Consider the following 16,069-nt stretch of genomic DNA (forward strand, 5'->3'; position numbering starts at 1 on the left):
TTGCTAGAAAAGTAAAATGTCTAAGAATATTTCGTTAGTTCGGCTACATATTTTGAATGTGTGGAAAAATTGCCAAGAAATACATTGCTTGATAAAATATAATCGTAATTTTCTGAATTTTAAGAAGTTTAATAGTTTCCCATTCGGTAATAAAAAAATGAATGTATGGAGGGCTTATAATGAATATGTTTATGACAGATATTCTTGAAGACTATGCAGGGCAGCAACCAAATGCAATTGCAACGTTGTATGATGGAAAAGCATTAAGCTATCATGATTTTTATCAACGTGTAGAAAGATTTGCGGCTTACTTGCAGGAACAAGATTTTGAAAAAGATGATGTGATTGCCTTATATACGCTCAATTCAGATTTATTTTTAATCGCTTATTTAGGTGTCCAATTAGCTGGCTTTATCGTGATGCCTATTAACACTAAATTAGCTGCTCCTGAGGTTGATTTTATTTTTAATCATTCACAAGCAAAGGGCTTAATTTTTGATGAAAGATTAACAGAAGCATTAGAGGACGTTTCCTATTCATTCCAACATACGATCGGATTTCAAGAAATGAAAAACATAATTGAGTATAATAATCGTGCTAGAAAAATTGTGCAATTAGAGGCTCACGATACGGCAGTGGTTATGTATACGTCAGGAACAACAGGTAAACCCAAAGGCGTCATGCTAACGCATCAGAATATCGTGGCTACAGCAGATATCTGGTCGTCTTCTATGAATATGTCTAACAGGGACAAGATGTTTATTTGTACGCCATTGTTTCATTGTGCAGGTCTTCATGTATTTGCTATGCCTATGTTTTATCAAGGAGGAACAGTGGTCATTGAAGAAGTATTTTCACCAACTAAAACATTAGCTCAAATTGTAGCTACAGAGGCGACAATTTTCTTTGGTGTTCCATCTATGTATACCATCATTTTAAATACTCCTGGATTCAAGGAACATAGCTTTAATCATTTACGTTTATTATGTTACGGGGCTGCCCCAATGCCATATGAGCTTGTAAAGCAAGTAAAAGAAGCATTTCCAAATGTAAAGGTTCAAAATCTTTATGGTCAAACCGAAAATTCACCTGCAGCAACCTCTTTATTAGATACGGATGCATTGACGAAAATTGGCTCAGTGGGAAAACCATTAGCACAGACAGAGGTATGTGTAGTTGATAGTGAAGGAAAGACCGTACCGGCTGGAGAGGTGGGGGAAATTTGCGTAAGAGGACCACAAGTAATGAAGGGCTATTTACGCAACCCTGAGGAAACAGCAAGAGTGATTAGAGATGGCTGGCTGTACTCAGGTGATTTAGGACGCTTTGACGAGGAAGGGTATTTATATATTGTAGATCGAAAAAAAGATATGATCATCCGTGGTGGAGAGAATATTTACCCAATTGAAGTAGAAGAAGTTCTATATCAAATGCCAGAAATTTTAGAAGCAGCAGTGGTTGGGTTGCCTCATGAAGTATACGGAGAAGTACCAAAAGCATTTGTAGTGTTAAAGGATGGAAAATCTCTTGATGAAAATTCGATACTATCCTATTGTCAAACACGACTTGCTAAATATAAAGTACCATATGAAATTGAGTTTTTAATAGAATTGCCACGTAATGCCTCTGGTAAGGTACTAAAGCATACATTACGGCCGAAAGTGACAACGATGTGAGTCACTTCAATTATCTCTTAGTATAATTACTGTTCAGATTTTTTAAGCTTACTCGTAAAGAAGGAGATTTGTGTAATTTTGCCGCTCACTTTGGTACAAAAAATAGCTACTAAATCAAGATAAAATAGGAACGGCTATGAAAGTATCGTATAATAGAGTCTACTACGACAAATTGAATAATTAGAATGGCGAAGGGGGTGCTCTTCGCCTTAGAATAGGAGCGGAATTTGTCTTGTGGACGTGGTATAAACGCCTTTTACTTATTGGCATTTTGATTATTATGTTACTTTCAGGCTGTCAGCCATTTTCACGGCAAGATGCTGAACAAAAAAGTCAATTAACGGTTTTAACAGTAGAATTTAATAGCGGGGCACCTATTCCAAATCTTTTCCTTACGGTTACAGATGTACAAACAGGTGATGTAGTGGAAGAAGCAATTGGCTCAGAAGAGGGAGAGGCTGTATTTTCAAAGCTAAAGGCAGGGCGAGAATATGCAATTGCTGCAACCACACTTGAAAATAGTTCGACAAACGATGGGTATACAACAATCGAGAATTTCACTTACGATACAACAAAGCCCTATTATCGATTGGAAACACATTTTTTAAGAGACGATCAGGAGTTAGATGTCCCTGTTGTCATGCAAAATCCTGAGCTGCCACATGGTTGTGAAATTACATCACTCACAGCTGTATTAAATTATTTTGGAATGAACGTGTCAAAACTTGAAATGACTGACAAATATTTACCAAAGCAAGAAATACGAACAGTAGGCAATCAACGTTTTGGACCAAATCCAAATGAAGCTTTTGCAGGTAATCCTCGTGATAAAGCTCGCGGCATGTATGTTTTTGCTGCTCCAATTGTCAAAGCGGCTGAGGCAGTTATTACAGATAAACAAGCTGACTTACATGTCAAAAATATGAGTAACGCCTCACAGGATGAGATTTTACAGCTTGTGCGTGAAGGTATTCCTGTCGTGACATGGGTAACGCTAGATTTATCAAAGCCTAAACGAAAAGCAGAAAGAGGCTGGATTTATACAGGGGAAACAACTCCGCATGATGCTTTTATGAACTTACATGCAGTTGTCTTGACGGGACATTTGGGTGATAAGGTAGTCGTAATGGATCCTTTAAAAGGGTATGTTACGTACAATGTCGAACAATTTTTCAAAAGTTATCAGGAATTAGGCAAACAGGCTGTAGCTGTTCATAAATAAGCTACAAATCGTTAGTATGTTACACTAATAAAAAAGCAAAAGTGAGTTGAGTAGAATGGCCATTGAGCACGTTTTTTTACCGGTTTTACTTGGAGATGAAATGAATGCTTATGGCATGGCCAGAGCATTTTACGAAGCCTATGGAGTGAAGCCGCTTGCACTAAACCATACGAACATGGAAAAAATTCAACAAAGTGATTTATGGACTTTTCGTGAGATACCACGACTTCATATCGAAGAAAGATTTGTGACCGCTTTAAAAGCTATTGCGGAGGAGTTCAAAGAAAAAAAATTACTGCTATTAGCCTGTGATGAGTTTTATGTCAAAAAAATCGTTGAACATAAAGAGGAGTTAGTAGAGAATTTTCTAGTTCCTTATGTAGACGCACCACTTGCGCATCAACTTTTAACTCGTGAAAGCATGTATGAACTATGCGCACAATTTGGTTTTCAATACCCTGCCTCACATGTATGCACGGTGAATGATTATGAAGACTACGACATGCCATTTGATTATCCAGTTGTCATTAAGCCGATGAATATGACAAAATATGCTACATGTATTTTTCCTGGTAAGAAAAAAGTATATATTGCATATGATAAGGACGAAAAGGATAGTATACTACGTGCTATCTATAAAGAATCAGCTTATCGTGATGATCTGATGATTCAACAATATATTCCTGGAGAAGACGCTAACATGCGTGTTGTTAATGCATATATAGGACAAGATGGAAAGGCAAAACTTCTTGCGGTAGGAAATCCTATTTTAGAAGAGCATTCTCCAGAAGGGATAGGGCGTTATGTAGCGATTATGACAACCTATCATCAGGAATTAATGGATAATGTTAAGTCATTTCTTGAAGCGATACAATTCCATGGCTTTGCCACATTTGATATGAAATATGATGATCGTGATGGTCAATATAAATTGTTGAGTATTGAATTACATAATGAACTTTCCAATTATTATGTGACGGCCAGTGGCTTCAATTTAATGCAGTATGTAGCGGACGATTATGTTCGCGGAAGTAAACAACAACTAACATACGTGAAGAACAAGCATCTTTGGACAATTGTACCGAATGGTGTGCTGTTCAAATATGTTCAAAATGAACAACTAGTAATGGAAGCGAAAAGTTTAATTCGTCAAGGTATGGCTACAGATTCTATTTTTAATTATAAGGATATGAATGCAAAACGTTGGTTGAATGTCACGCTAGATAATTTAAGCTTTTATCGCAGCTATAAGAAATATTTTAATAACAAAGGTCTGTCTAACACATGAAAAAACAAACTTTAGGTATAATTGGTGGCGTTGGTCCACTAGCAACAATGTTTATTGGTGAAATGATTGTAAGACGTACGAAGGCACAAAAAGATCAGGAGCATTTACATACCATCATTGATAATGATACAAATATTCCTGACCGTACGGCTTTTATTTTAGATAATACAAAGGATAACCCAGTTCCTGTCATTATTGAGGATGCAAAAAAACTAGCTTCGGTAGGAGCAGACGTAATTGCTATCCCATGTAATACGGCACATACGTTTTATCATGAAATTGAAGAAGGTTCTCCTATACCTGTATTGCATATGATTCGCGAAACAGCGAAGCGTGCTGCTGATTTAGGAGCGAAGCGTGTAGGAATTTTAGCAACAACAGGCACGTTAACGTCACGGATGTATCAGGATGCACTTGAGGAATTTGGTATTACACCAGTTGTTCCAGATAATGAAATGAGATCCTATGTGATGTCGATCATTTATGATTACGTCAAGGCTGGGAAGGATGTTACGCTAGAAGATTGGCAACCGATAGAAGAGGCGATGCTAGCATTAAATTGCGATCGAATTGTATTAGGTTGTACAGAGCTTTCTATTGTTAACAGAGATTTGAAGCTAAGTAACATTTATATTGATTCATTAATCGTTTTAGCTGAATGTGCCATTTTAGCTTGTGGTTATGAATTAGTCGATTAGTGTTAAATGAATTGAAAAGAATCTGCTTGCTTTTCACGGGTAAGCTACAATTCTTGAAAGAGTTGTGGTCAGCCGTGTTGAGTGAAGCAGATTTTTTATGAAAGCAAGCAATGTTTTCTTGAAACGATTAGACAATTGCTTACGTACATATAAAGTAGGAACCTACGGAGTGTGTTAAACTAGTGTCAAGTAGATAGAAGGTGGGAAATAACATGTCAGTCATTAATTTATTAAAAGAAGAACTACAAGCAAAATGGAACTTTGAAACACCCATGAAAATTCAAGATGAAATGATACCAGCTATGCTTGAAGGCAAAGATATTGTAGCGGAGTCACCGACAGGATCAGGTAAAACGTTAGCATATGTCTTACCATTATTAAATAAAGTGAATGGGGCAAAAAAGCAAACACAAGGACTGATCGTAGCTCCCTCACAAGAGCTTGCTATGCAAATCGTAGAAGTCATTCGTGAGTGGACAGCTGGAACAGACATTACTGTTCAGCAGCTGATTGGTGGTGCCAATTCTGCTCGTCAAATTGAAAAGTTGAAGAAAAAGCCAACAATTGTTGTTGGCACACCTGGACGTTTAAACGAATTAGCACGAGCAGGAAAGTTAAAACTCAAAGAAGTCGAAACGGTTATTTTAGATGAATGTGATCAATTACTAAGTCGTGAATACCGTGTTGTTATTAAATCCTTTATCGAAGGTTCTGCCTATGGCCGACAAGTAGTTGTTGTTTCGGCTACGATTACAGAGGAAATTGAATTAGTGGCAAGTCGTATGATGTTTGAGCCTCTACGTTTTAAAATTAAGCCTGAGGACATGTTAAAGGTCGGTAAAGTTGTCCATTCTTTTGTGAAGGTAGAAGAGCGTGATAAAACGGATTTCCTGCGCAGACTTTCCCATACTGAGGGTTTAAGGGCGCTGGCTTTTGTTAATAATATCGATCAATTATTAATGAAGGAAACAAAACTACAATACCGTTCAGCACCGATTGTTACGCTCCATTCTGATATGAAGAAAGAAGAACGTAAAAAAGCGTTAGATGCATTCCGTAAAGGGGACGCACGTATTTTAATTGCAACAGATATTGCAGCTCGTGGTTTAGATATTGCTGGTTTAACACATGTTATTCATGTTGATGTTCCACGAACAATTGAACAGTATTTGCATCGTTCTGGTCGTACTGGCCGTGCTGGAGCAGATGGTGAAGTATTAACCTTATTATCTTATCGTGATGAAAAAACCTATAAAAAATGGACAAGGGAACTTCCAGGCAAGCCTGTGCAAAAAATATGGCATGATGGCCAGCTGATTGAAGGTAATTCTAAAACAATTGGACAGAAGCGAGGGAAATAGTATGACATTTGAAGAGAAATTACAGGCATATGCAGAGCTTGCAGTAAAAGTGGGTGTGAACATCCAACCAGGTCAGTACTTATTAGTCAATACATCTGTGGATGCTTTAGATTTTGCCCGTTTAGTTGTAAAAGAGGCTTATAAGGCTGGGGCAGGCCGTGTTCATGTAAACTTTTCCGATGATGAATTGGATCGTGCTTATTTTGAGCATGCTTCCGATGAGGAATTTAATCGCTTCCCTGAATGGGTTGTGAAAATGCGTGATGAACTGATTGAACGTAAAGGAGCTCTATTATGGATTGATGCAGCAGATCCTGATAAGCTAACAGGAATTCCAGCAGACAGACTAGCAACACATCAAAAAGTATCAGGGGCAGCATTGAAAAACTATCGGAATGCAGTCATGAAGGATTTAATTGCTTGGTCCATTGTAGCTGTTCCTTCAGTTAAATGGGCAGCAAAGGTATTCCCTCAATTACCAGAAGAGCAGCAGGTGCCTGCATTGTGGGAAGCTATCTTTAAAACAGTGCATATTGGGGAAGGCAATGCAGTTGATAATTGGCGTCAGCATGTAGCTAATTTAGAATCTCGTGCACAGCTTTTGAATAATAAAAAGTATGCAAAGCTTCACTATACAGCTCCAGGTACAGATTTAACAATTGCTTTAGCACCACAGCATAAATGGCTAACTGGTGGTAGTAAAACACCAGAAGATAATGTTTTTGTGGCTAATATGCCAACAGAAGAAGTTTATACACTTCCAATGAAACAAGGTGTAAACGGTTATGTTAGTAATACGAAGCCATTAGTCTATCAGGGCAATATCATCGATGGCTTTAAATTAACATTTGAAGAGGGCAAAATTATTAAGGCAGAGGCTGAAGTAGGGCATGATTTATTGCAAGAGCTTATTCAAGTGGATGAAGGCTCATCCTACTTAGGTGAAGTAGCACTTGTCCCACACGAATCACCTATTTCAGCGTCGGAGATTTTATATTTCAATACGCTGTTTGATGAGAATGCTTCAAACCATTTAGCCATTGGTGAGGCATATCCGACTTGCTTAGAAGGCGGTAGAGACCTAGAAAACGGTCAACTTGAAGCTTTGGGTGCCAATATTTCTGTGACGCATGAAGACTTCATGATTGGCAGTGGTGAAATGGACATTGATGGTATTTTACCTGATGGTACAGTTGAGCCAATTTTCCGCAAGGGTAGCTGGGCTTTTTAACCTTTAGTAAAAAGAAAAGAGGGAAGCAGATGAAACGAATATGTAGCTTGCTAGGTATGACAATATTATTCATAACTTTTTGGGTTTCATCTGCTTTTGCTCAAACAGAAAGCTATGTGGCGATTGGTGATTCCTTAGCAGCGGGTCAAACACCCTACAAAGAAATTGATGTAGGGTATAGTGATTTGATTGCCATGAAATTAAGTTCGATTGGTCAATTATCATTTTATACAAAAGAACTGGCTTTTCCTGGCTTTACTACGGCGGATGTATTAGAACGAATACGAACTGAGGAAGCACAAAATTTATTAGCAAATGCGACACTTATTACAGTTTCAGCAGGGGCTAATGATTTATTACGTCTTGTCCAGGTAAACCCAAATGCAGGGACCTTAGCTTTTTCACAGCTTCAGGCAGATTACGCTTTAAATTTGGCAAGAAAAAATATGATATCGATTTTGGCTGAATTAGAAGAACGTGCGCCTAATGCAAAAATCTATGTCATAGGCTATTATTTTGCTTATCCAACAGTTCATCCGACGCAAAAAGAAGGAACCAATGCACAGCTAGTTAGATTAAATACGATTTTACAACAACAAGCAGAGCAAGCTGGAGCGGCTTATATAAATGTCTATGATGCCTTTGGATTGAATGCAACTAACTACTTACCAAATAGTGCAGATGTCCATCCAAATTTTGAAGGCTATCGACAAATGGCTAACTCATTTTTACAGGTTTATAGTGGTAGTGGTGCATTAAACATCTCTTCATCAGAATTGCCAGAGCCAAATCCTATGTCATTTGAGGATATCCTCAAGCAACAATTCTCAGTGAAGCCTCAGCAGCAAAAAGTAGCACAACATCAATCTCCACGTACGACTTACGTGATTCAGGGATTCCCAGGATATAAGGCATTTATCAAATACATCTAAATAATTGATATCTAAGGCATCTTACCTAATAAGATGCTTTTTTCTATGAAAACCAATTTTGGCTAGAACTACTAAACCTTTAGAGAGCACTAGATGGGGAATAGTCATGCTAAAATATAGAGAAGACTAGGAGGTACTAGAATGAAAATATTTCATACAGCAGACTGGCATTTAGGAAAGCTTGTTCAAGGCGTCTATATGACAGAAGATCAACATTATATTCTTCAACAATTTATACAAGCAATAGATGAGGAAAAACCAGATGTAATTATCATCGCAGGTGATTTATATGATCGTTCGATGCCTCCTATTGAGGCAGTTAATTTATTAAATGATGTATTAGCGAAAATAGTATTAGAGAAGAAGATTCCTGTTCTAGCAGTGGCGGGAAATCATGATAGTGCAGGTCGTTTAAATTTTGGTAGTCGTTTAATGAGTGATAGTGGTTTATATATTAAGGGTCAATTTACAAAAAATCATGTACCTATTGTTTTGAATGATCAACATGGAGAAGTGCATTTCCATTTAGTGCCCTATGCGGAGCCAGCAGCTATTCGCAACATCTTTGAAGAAGAATCAATCCGTTCTCATCAAGACGCCATGCAAAAAATTATTGAGCATATCACGGAAGACATGGACACAAGTAAGCGTCATGTATTTGTTGGACATGCCTTTGTGACGAAGTATGGTGAGGAAGAAGCCAATACTAGTGATTCCGAGCGGCCACTTTCCATTGGAGGCTCAGATTGTGTGAATGCAGCTTTATTTAAGCCTTTTCACTATACGGCACTTGGGCACTTACATAAGGCACATTTTGTCTTAAATGAAACCATTCGCTATGCAGGCTCTATCTTAAAATATTCGTTATCTGAGTATTCACATGAAAAAGGCTTTTTAATCATCGAATTAGATGAACAAGGTAATACAACAGTAAGTAAAAGAAAGCTTGTGCCAAGAAGAGATCTGCGAGTAGTAGAAGGTCAATTAGAGGAGTTATTAACGCACACACCAAGTGAGGATTATGTATTTGTTAGATTGACGGATACAATATCTGTGACTTCACCGATGGAACGTATTCGTAGTGTATATCCCCACGCTATGCATGTGGAACGGAAGGTACTAAGGCAAGATACATCACGTGAACTACAAGTGGTAGAGGCTGAAAAACTAGAGGATATAGATTTATTCCGTTCATTCTTCACTAATATTATTGGCGTTCAGCCTGATGAAGATACGGAACGCTTATTCACAGAGATGTTACAGGAATTATTAGATGAGGAGCGAGAGACTGTAAAATGAAGCCATTAAAGTTAACAATTACTGCGTTTGGTCCATATAAAGACACGGAAGTAATTGATTTTCAAGAGCTAGGGGAGCATCGATTGTTTGCCATTTCTGGAAAAACGGGTGCAGGTAAAACAACTATTTTCGATGCTATTTGCTATGCTCTTTACGGATCAGGTAGTGGGGAGGATCGGCAGGATACAGCTTTACTGAGAAGCGGCTTTGCGCCTGATGATGTATATACAGCTGTAGAGCTCGTCTTTGAAATGCATGGGAAAGTCTATCAAATAGTACGACAGCCAGGTCATATTAAAGAAAAAAATAAAACGGTTACTGGGAAGAAAATAGAGCTAGCAGAAGTAAAAGAGGGAAAGCTGGATTATAGCATTGTAGAGAAACAGCAAACGCTTGAAGTCGATAAGAAGTTACAGGAAATTATTGGTCTCACAAAAGATCAATTTAGCCAAATTGTGATGTTACCTCAAGGTGAATTTAGAAAACTATTAACCTCTGATTCAACAAATAAGGAAGTAATTTTACGGAAAATCTTTAAAACAGATCGTTTCGGTGTCATGGCAAAAAAGCTTGATGCCAAGCGTAAAGAGGCTGAAAGTGATGTTGAGCGTGCCAAACAATTAAAAGAACATTTACTTGGTCAAATTGTGGGTGCCTTACCACAGCGTTCATCCGCTTTATTCACATTGATTGCTGATAATACAGAGAATCTACATCAACTGACAGAGGCGCTTGATGAGGAGCTTAGCTACTATAAGAAATGTGGAGAAAGTGAACTGCTACACTATGAAGAAGCGTATAGCCTTCATCAAAAAGAGCAGGAATATTATCGCTTAGCAAAAACGCTTAATGAGCAATTCGATGAGCAAGCTAATCGACAGCAGCGGTTGCAAACCCTTTTACAACAGCAGGATTTATACCAAGCAAAGGAGCAGGAGATTGCTTTAGCAGAACAAGCAGAGCGACTTACGCTGCAAGAACAACAATGCAAGGATTTACGTGCTGAACTGAATGTAAAAGAACTAGCTTTTCAACAAGCAAAGGTTAAGCAACAGCAGTCACAAGAACAGTTGCAAGAAGCACAAGAAAATTATGAGATAGAAGAGGCTAAAGAATCTGAACGACAGCAAATCTTACAGCAGGAAATAGAGATGCTAGCGCTATTACCGAAATTTGAAGCGTATGAACACAATGTACAACAGCTGCAAATAGCAGAGCAGTATGCTGAAAATGCAAAACGAGCAGTACATGATAACCTCAAACTTTTGGAAAATGAACAAGAGCAATTACAGCATTTTTCTCAATCATTAGAAGGCTATGAGAAACAGGTTGAACCCTATGAAAGCTATTTAGAACAATTACCGAAACTACGGGAACAGGTTGCTTTAATCAAGCAAGCGGAGAAATATAAACATGCCGTAGAGTTAGCTAGGCAGGATGTAGTTGCTTCAGAAAGTCTCTATCAAGAAAGTAAAGAGGCTCTTCAACTTTTGCAGCAACGGTGGCTGACGAGTCAGGCTAGTATTTTAGCCAAACAGCTGAAGGAAGGAGAGCCTTGTCCTGTTTGTGGTAGTATGACACATCAGAAAGCACACAATGAGCAACTGGAAGTGATTGAGCTTACTCAAGTGGAAGCATTAAGAGCGAAGGCATCCGCAGACGAACGTAAGTATCTAGAGAAAGAGGCATTTTTAGCATCTACGCAGCAACTACTTCAAGATACCTGGCAACAACTTGAGGCACAAAATATTAAACAAGAAGACCAATCACAAATCATCGTTACCTTACATGAAGTGGAACAGGAGATTGCTGCATTAAAAGCCATTAATCATCAACTAGCTGATGTGCGATTAAAAATAAAGCATCAGCATGATCGAATAGAGCAACTACGGAATAAGCAAACAAAGCTAGAGCAATATTTAGCGGAGCAGATAAAAGAATGGACAAAATTAGAAGCAGTTGTAGAAGAACAGCTTAAGCAGATGCCTGCTAATTTACCAACTTTACAGCAATTAAAGCAACAACTTATGGCTGTTAGCAAACAGAAAGAAGCGCTTCAAAAAAGTTGGCAAGCAAGTCAAGAAAATTTACATGCTGCAAAGGAAGCGGCTAGCAATGCAACACTAACTGTAGAAATTGCCAAACAGTCCTTTGAGGAATTGCAGCTTAAAATAAATGAAAAGCTTCAGCAATTTACAGCAAATATGCAAGAAATAGGTTTCGAAAGCTATGAGGCTTATGCTACTGCTAAACGGAGTGTCATACAATTAGATGCACTTCGAAAAGCATGTAGCGACTATGCTTTACAAGTACACACGTTGCAAATCCAGATTACCGAAGGGGCTACATATCTTCAAGGGAAAGAGAAGCAAGATTTAGTGGCGATGGAAGCAAGGGTAGAACAGCATCGTATTTCCTATGAGGAAGCATTTAAACGTTTGCAACAGATGAATGGATTTGCACAAGCATGCCAAGGCTTTAGTGAAAAGGTGAAAGAAATAGCGAAAGAGCTTCATTTACTTGAACAAGAAGCAGGGCGAGTAAAGGAGCTCTATGGATTATTAAATGGACAAAACTCGAAAAAGCTATCCTTTGAGCGTTATATCCAAATTAATTACTTAGATCAAATTACAGTAGCTGCCAATATACGGCTATATCATTTATCAAACGGTCAATTTGAGCTTAGACGCTCAGATAGGTTAGAAAAGCATGCGAAGCAAAGTGGACTTGGTCTTGATGTTTATGATGCCTATACGGATCAATTACGAGATGTCAAAACATTATCAGGTGGCGAGAAATTTAATGCTTCGTTAAGCCTTGCATTGGGGATGGCAGATGTGATTCAAAGCTTCCAAGGTAATATTCATATTGAAACGATGTTTATTGATGAGGGCTTTGGCTCACTTGATGAGGAATCACTAAATAAAGCAATTGATACATTAATTGATTTACAGGATTCTGGTCGCATGATTGGTGTAATTTCTCATGTACCTGAATTGAAATCTGCGATGCCAGCGGTTTTACATGTGGAAAAAACATTGAATGGCCATAGTCAAACCCATTTTGAAGTGAAATAAAACGAAGGCGTATTTCCGGAAAAAGGAATACGCCTTCGTTTTATTTTTTTCTAGCTGGGGTTGTAGGCGTTGTTCCCTTTTTTGCAGCCATTACTTTTTTTACGATAGGAATAACAATAGGTGCTAACTTGACGGCAGTTTTTACAACGTTTGATACTTTCATCCCAAAACAGCTCCTTTTACAATTACTACTACCTGTTTCACTTAAAAATAAAACATTAACGGATAACACGAACAGCCTGAATTATATTCCAAATCACAATACCTAGTGAGACGAGCGCATAGATGGCGAATGAAGTAAACCAAATAATCATCATGGTCTTGTTACTGGAGGTTGGATCTAAACTAAATGTAGAAAAAACAAAGACAATAAAGAATAGAATGCCAAAAACAAAAGGTATTAAATGAGAGACAAGTGCACGAATCGAATGTCTTTTTACATCACTGTCTTTTGTCACAAAATAAACAATTAATGGAACGATAAAAGGGGCGAAGAAAATACTAAGATAACTAAAGGCAGCTAAAATTTTTTGATTCTCCATAGTTGTACCTCCTTTTTAAATATTTACGCATGAAAAACAGCAAAGTTTCAAAAAATATATTGTATAGAAGGTTGTAATCCTCCTATCCATTGCGTACAATGAGATTGTTCAAATAAATTCAGATGTAACGACCACAAGGGGAGCTGATGATGTCAGCTGAGACTGGGCACGTAATGCCTTGACTCTTCGAACCTGTAAGTTAACGCTTGCGTAGGGATGTGGATAGAAACCGACACTTGTACGATGTGAGGCTCTGTCCTGACATCGTTTTTTCATTCTTAAAGGAAAAAGGTGTCAGAAAGAGACGTATCAGCGCTTTTCTATTCCTGCTCTTGTATCCTACATCGGAACAAAGGAGAGAATATGTATGGACAAAAAAAGACTATTAATGCTAGTGGAGATTGCGATTTTTGCAGCGATTGGTCTCGTACTGGATCAAGTTTCCTTTAAAGTATGGGCACAAGGCGGTTCAGTTAGTCTTGTTATGGTACCAATTATGTTAATAGCATTTCGCTGGGGCTTAGTAGCTGGGTTAACAACGGGACTACTTGTGGGTGTTATGCAAACAATGTTTGGTTCCTATATAGTGCACTGGCTACAAGGATTATTGGATTATGGAGTTGCTTTTACAGTTGTAGGTTTAGCGGCGGTTGTACGTGGACCAGTGTTAGACGCTGCTAAACATATGAATAAAACAAAAATGGCACTTTATATAATAATAGGTACCGTTTTCGCAGGCTTCTTACGATACACAGCACATACAATTGCTGGTGCTGTATTTTTTGCCGAATATGCGGGCGACCAAAATGCATGGATCTATTCCATCATCTATAATGGTACATATATGCTACCAGCAACTATATTAACGGCAATCGTTGGTGTTCTTTTATTCACAGCCGCTCCACAATTAATGCAAAGAAAAGCTTAATGCAAGTCCCTTCACATGAGTGGAGGGACTTTTTTGTCGTGAATAGCTCTTTTAGCACTTTGCAAAGTAGGTAAGCATACAATATTTAAAGCGTTTATCGTTATACGCATAAAAAGTTATGTTATATTAAAGAATAGATATTAGATGAAAGGGACGTTATACATGATTGTAAAAACGCAAGAAGAGATTGAAGCTTTTAAAAAAATAGGACGCATTTGTGCTGAAATTCGTGAAGCGATGAAAGCTGCTACAAAACCAGGTGTTACAACACTTGAGCTTGATGAAATTGCTGGCCGCATGTTTGCAGAGGCAGGCGCTATTTCTGGACCAAAGGGAGAATATGATTTCCCAGGGTATACATGTATTAGTGTTAATGAAGAAGTAGCACATGGTATTCCAGGAAAGCGTGTTATTCAAGAAGGGGATATCGTAAATATTGATGTTTCTGGCTCTTTAAATGGTTATTTTGCTGACACAGGAATTTCATTTGTTGTTGGTGATGGCTATGAGGACAAAGAAAAGCTTTGTCGTGTTGCCAAAAGCGCTTTTGATCGAGCAATGACAAAGGTAAAGGCTGGATCTAAATTAAATCAAATTGGTAAAGCAGTTGAACGCGAGGCAAATGCTAATGGCCTAACTGTTATTATGAATTTAACAGGTCATGGCTTAGGTCAATCTTTACACGATGAACCAAACCATATTTTAAATTATTACGATGCATGGGATTCTACCATTATGAAAGAAGGTATGGTACTTGCGGTTGAGCCATTTATCTCAGCAAATGCAGAGCATATCGTAGAAGCTGGTGATGGCTGGACATTCGTGACACCGGATAAATCACTTGTAGCTCAAATCGAACATTCAGTCATTGTGACAAAAGATAAACCGATTATCTTAACGTCATTAGACGAAGAATAGAATGCAATGAAAAATCCTGCTAACCAATTTATTTTTGGTAGGCAGGATTTTTTTTAATAAATAAAATGCCAACAAAGAGAACACCACATAAAAATAAAGCAGCTGTAGTGACAAGTAGCTCATCAAAACCATTATGTATGGCGATTCCAATATAAGCCCAAATAAAAACACTCGGAAACATAACATCAAAGTGATGGAAACGGATATGTAGTGCAATTACTCCTCCTAATGTCAGTAAAATCACTGCCCAAAGAGGCGTACTGAGACCAAAGCCATTCCAACCATAAGCCGTTAACGTAAAGCTTGTATTTGTTATAAAAATAAATGTCATCCATGCCAAATAAATGGAGAAAGGAATACGACCAGACAAGGCTTTGTCCTGAAGAGGGTACGTATTATACAACATAAATAAATACAAGACTAAGAGTAATGTAATGCCAAGAGAAACAATAAATAACTCATGATGCCAGACGTATAACGTCAATGCTTGTAATATATTTATGCAACTAAAAAGCGCAGACTGTTTCAAAGTTGTCTTTTTCATGTTCATAACTAACCAATAACCGAGTAAAAAATAAATGATAATCCAAATTACATGACTTACACTAACTGGTGCAAATACAACAGAAAAACGATTAGCGATTTCTAGCAAAGATTGACCGTTGATGTTCACGAAAAAGGATGAAAAGGTTAGGATGATTGAGACAAGATAAGAGATTGTCATCATAATAAACCGAGGCATGTTTTCCTCTCCCTTCGTGTTAGATTGTATAGGGAAAAGACAAATAAGTATAGTACTGTCACTTTTTTTATTATAACGGAAATTTCCAACAATGTATTGTGTTGTTTTACTATTTATACCTACAATTTACCATGTCTGATAGGCATCCATATCTT

At 37.8% G+C, this 16,069-nt stretch carries 14 protein-coding genes and 1 riboswitch; of the genes, 11 read left to right on the forward strand and 3 right to left on the reverse strand.

Going from position 1 to position 16,069, the window contains the following annotated elements:
• The first annotated feature begins 179 nt into the window (after window positions 1-179).
• The 9 genes from CD31_RS08695 (at window position 180) to CD31_RS08735 (ending at window position 12,784) form a co-directional block, all read left to right on the forward strand.
• A complete protein-coding gene (locus CD31_RS08695) occupies window positions 180-1,676 on the forward strand; it encodes a class I adenylate-forming enzyme family protein (protein WP_016993477.1) in 1,497 nt (498 codons plus the stop codon).
• 232 nt (window positions 1,677-1,908) lie between these two features.
• Window positions 1,909-2,898: a C39 family peptidase gene (locus tag CD31_RS08700; protein WP_036076937.1), complete on the forward strand. Its 990-nt coding sequence runs from the start codon at window positions 1,909-1,911 to the stop codon at window positions 2,896-2,898.
• Between the two features lie 55 nt (window positions 2,899-2,953).
• Window positions 2,954-4,186 (forward strand): carboxylate--amine ligase, encoded by a 1,233-nt coding sequence (locus CD31_RS08705; RefSeq protein ID WP_036076939.1) that lies wholly within the window; start codon window positions 2,954-2,956, stop codon window positions 4,184-4,186.
• Window positions 4,183-4,884, forward strand: coding sequence for a cysteate racemase (gene cuyB / locus CD31_RS08710; RefSeq protein ID WP_016993481.1), 702 nt, complete (start codon window positions 4,183-4,185; stop codon window positions 4,882-4,884). The genes CD31_RS08705 and cuyB overlap by 4 nt, the downstream gene beginning before the upstream one ends.
• 212 nt (window positions 4,885-5,096) lie before the next feature.
• The gene (locus CD31_RS08715; RefSeq protein ID WP_036076941.1) at window positions 5,097-6,245 is read left to right on the forward strand and encodes a DEAD/DEAH box helicase; all 1,149 of its coding nucleotides are present in this window, start codon (window positions 5,097-5,099) and stop codon (window positions 6,243-6,245) included.
• A 1-nt stretch (window position 6,246) separates the two neighbouring features.
• Window positions 6,247-7,476: an aminopeptidase gene (locus tag CD31_RS08720; protein ID WP_016993483.1), complete on the forward strand. Its 1,230-nt coding sequence runs from the start codon at window positions 6,247-6,249 to the stop codon at window positions 7,474-7,476.
• A gap of 29 nt (window positions 7,477-7,505) precedes the next feature.
• Entirely contained in the window at window positions 7,506-8,408 is a 903-nt protein-coding gene (locus tag CD31_RS08725; protein WP_036076942.1) for an SGNH/GDSL hydrolase family protein, read from the forward strand.
• A 141-nt stretch (window positions 8,409-8,549) separates the two neighbouring features.
• Window positions 8,550-9,707: an exonuclease SbcCD subunit D gene (locus CD31_RS08730; RefSeq protein WP_036076944.1), complete on the forward strand. Its 1,158-nt coding sequence runs from the start codon at window positions 8,550-8,552 to the stop codon at window positions 9,705-9,707.
• On the forward strand, window positions 9,704-12,784 hold the full coding sequence (locus CD31_RS08735; protein WP_036076946.1) for an AAA family ATPase: 3,081 nt from the start codon (window positions 9,704-9,706) through the stop codon (window positions 12,782-12,784). Before CD31_RS08730 ends, CD31_RS08735 begins: the two co-directional genes overlap by 4 nt.
• 40 nt (window positions 12,785-12,824) lie before the next feature.
• Here the strand turns inward: CD31_RS08735 and CD31_RS24010 are convergent, their stop codons facing one another.
• On the reverse strand, window positions 12,825-12,947 hold the full coding sequence (locus CD31_RS24010; RefSeq protein ID WP_280522773.1) for a hypothetical protein: 123 nt from the start codon (window positions 12,945-12,947) through the stop codon (window positions 12,825-12,827).
• 55 nt (window positions 12,948-13,002) lie between these two features.
• Window positions 13,003-13,326, reverse strand: coding sequence for a magnetosome magnetite crystal formation protein family (locus tag CD31_RS08740; protein WP_036076947.1), 324 nt, complete (start codon window positions 13,324-13,326; stop codon window positions 13,003-13,005).
• A gap of 126 nt (window positions 13,327-13,452) precedes the next feature.
• Window positions 13,453-13,560, forward strand: a riboswitch (TPP riboswitch).
• A gap of 133 nt (window positions 13,561-13,693) precedes the next feature.
• Here CD31_RS08740 and thiT point away from each other — a divergent pair.
• Window positions 13,694-14,254, forward strand: coding sequence for an energy-coupled thiamine transporter ThiT (gene thiT / locus CD31_RS08745; RefSeq protein WP_036076950.1), 561 nt, complete (start codon window positions 13,694-13,696; stop codon window positions 14,252-14,254).
• 162 nt (window positions 14,255-14,416) lie between these two features.
• Entirely contained in the window at window positions 14,417-15,172 is a 756-nt protein-coding gene (map, locus tag CD31_RS08750; RefSeq protein WP_004225600.1) for a type I methionyl aminopeptidase, read from the forward strand.
• 28 nt (window positions 15,173-15,200) lie between these two features.
• Here the strand turns inward: map and CD31_RS08755 are convergent, their stop codons facing one another.
• Window positions 15,201-15,914: a hypothetical protein gene (locus tag CD31_RS08755; RefSeq protein WP_036076952.1), complete on the reverse strand. Its 714-nt coding sequence runs from the start codon at window positions 15,912-15,914 to the stop codon at window positions 15,201-15,203.
• Window positions 15,915-16,069 lie beyond the last annotated feature (155 nt).

This window comes from Lysinibacillus boronitolerans JCM 21713 = 10a = NBRC 103108, from assembly GCF_000772935.1.
Taxonomy (GTDB): domain Bacteria; phylum Bacillota; class Bacilli; order Bacillales_A; family Planococcaceae; genus Lysinibacillus; species Lysinibacillus boronitolerans.

Bases quoted from the DNA above. Each gene is read 5' to 3' on its own strand.
- cuyB (WP_016993481.1), top strand. From the start codon at position 4,183: ATGAAAAAACAAACTTTAGGTATAATTGGTGGCGTTGGTCCACTAGCA.
- thiT (WP_036076950.1), top strand. From the start codon at position 13,694: ATGGACAAAAAAAGACTATTAATGCTAGTGGAGATTGCGATTTTTGCA.
- CD31_RS08755 (WP_036076952.1), bottom strand. From the start codon at position 15,914: ATGCCTCGGTTTATTATGATGACAATCTCTTATCTTGTCTCAATCATC.
- CD31_RS08730 (WP_036076944.1), top strand. From the start codon at position 8,550: ATGAAAATATTTCATACAGCAGACTGGCATTTAGGAAAGCTTGTTCAA.
- CD31_RS24010 (WP_280522773.1), bottom strand. From the start codon at position 12,947: ATGAAAGTATCAAACGTTGTAAAAACTGCCGTCAAGTTAGCACCTATT.
- CD31_RS08740 (WP_036076947.1), bottom strand. From the start codon at position 13,326: ATGGAGAATCAAAAAATTTTAGCTGCCTTTAGTTATCTTAGTATTTTC.
- CD31_RS08735 (WP_036076946.1), top strand. From the start codon at position 9,704: ATGAAGCCATTAAAGTTAACAATTACTGCGTTTGGTCCATATAAAGAC.
- map (WP_004225600.1), top strand. From the start codon at position 14,417: ATGATTGTAAAAACGCAAGAAGAGATTGAAGCTTTTAAAAAAATAGGA.
- CD31_RS08715 (WP_036076941.1), top strand. From the start codon at position 5,097: ATGTCAGTCATTAATTTATTAAAAGAAGAACTACAAGCAAAATGGAAC.
- CD31_RS08720 (WP_016993483.1), top strand. From the start codon at position 6,247: ATGACATTTGAAGAGAAATTACAGGCATATGCAGAGCTTGCAGTAAAA.
- CD31_RS08705 (WP_036076939.1), top strand. From the start codon at position 2,954: ATGGCCATTGAGCACGTTTTTTTACCGGTTTTACTTGGAGATGAAATG.
- CD31_RS08695 (WP_016993477.1), top strand. From the start codon at position 180: ATGAATATGTTTATGACAGATATTCTTGAAGACTATGCAGGGCAGCAA.
- CD31_RS08725 (WP_036076942.1), top strand. From the start codon at position 7,506: ATGAAACGAATATGTAGCTTGCTAGGTATGACAATATTATTCATAACT.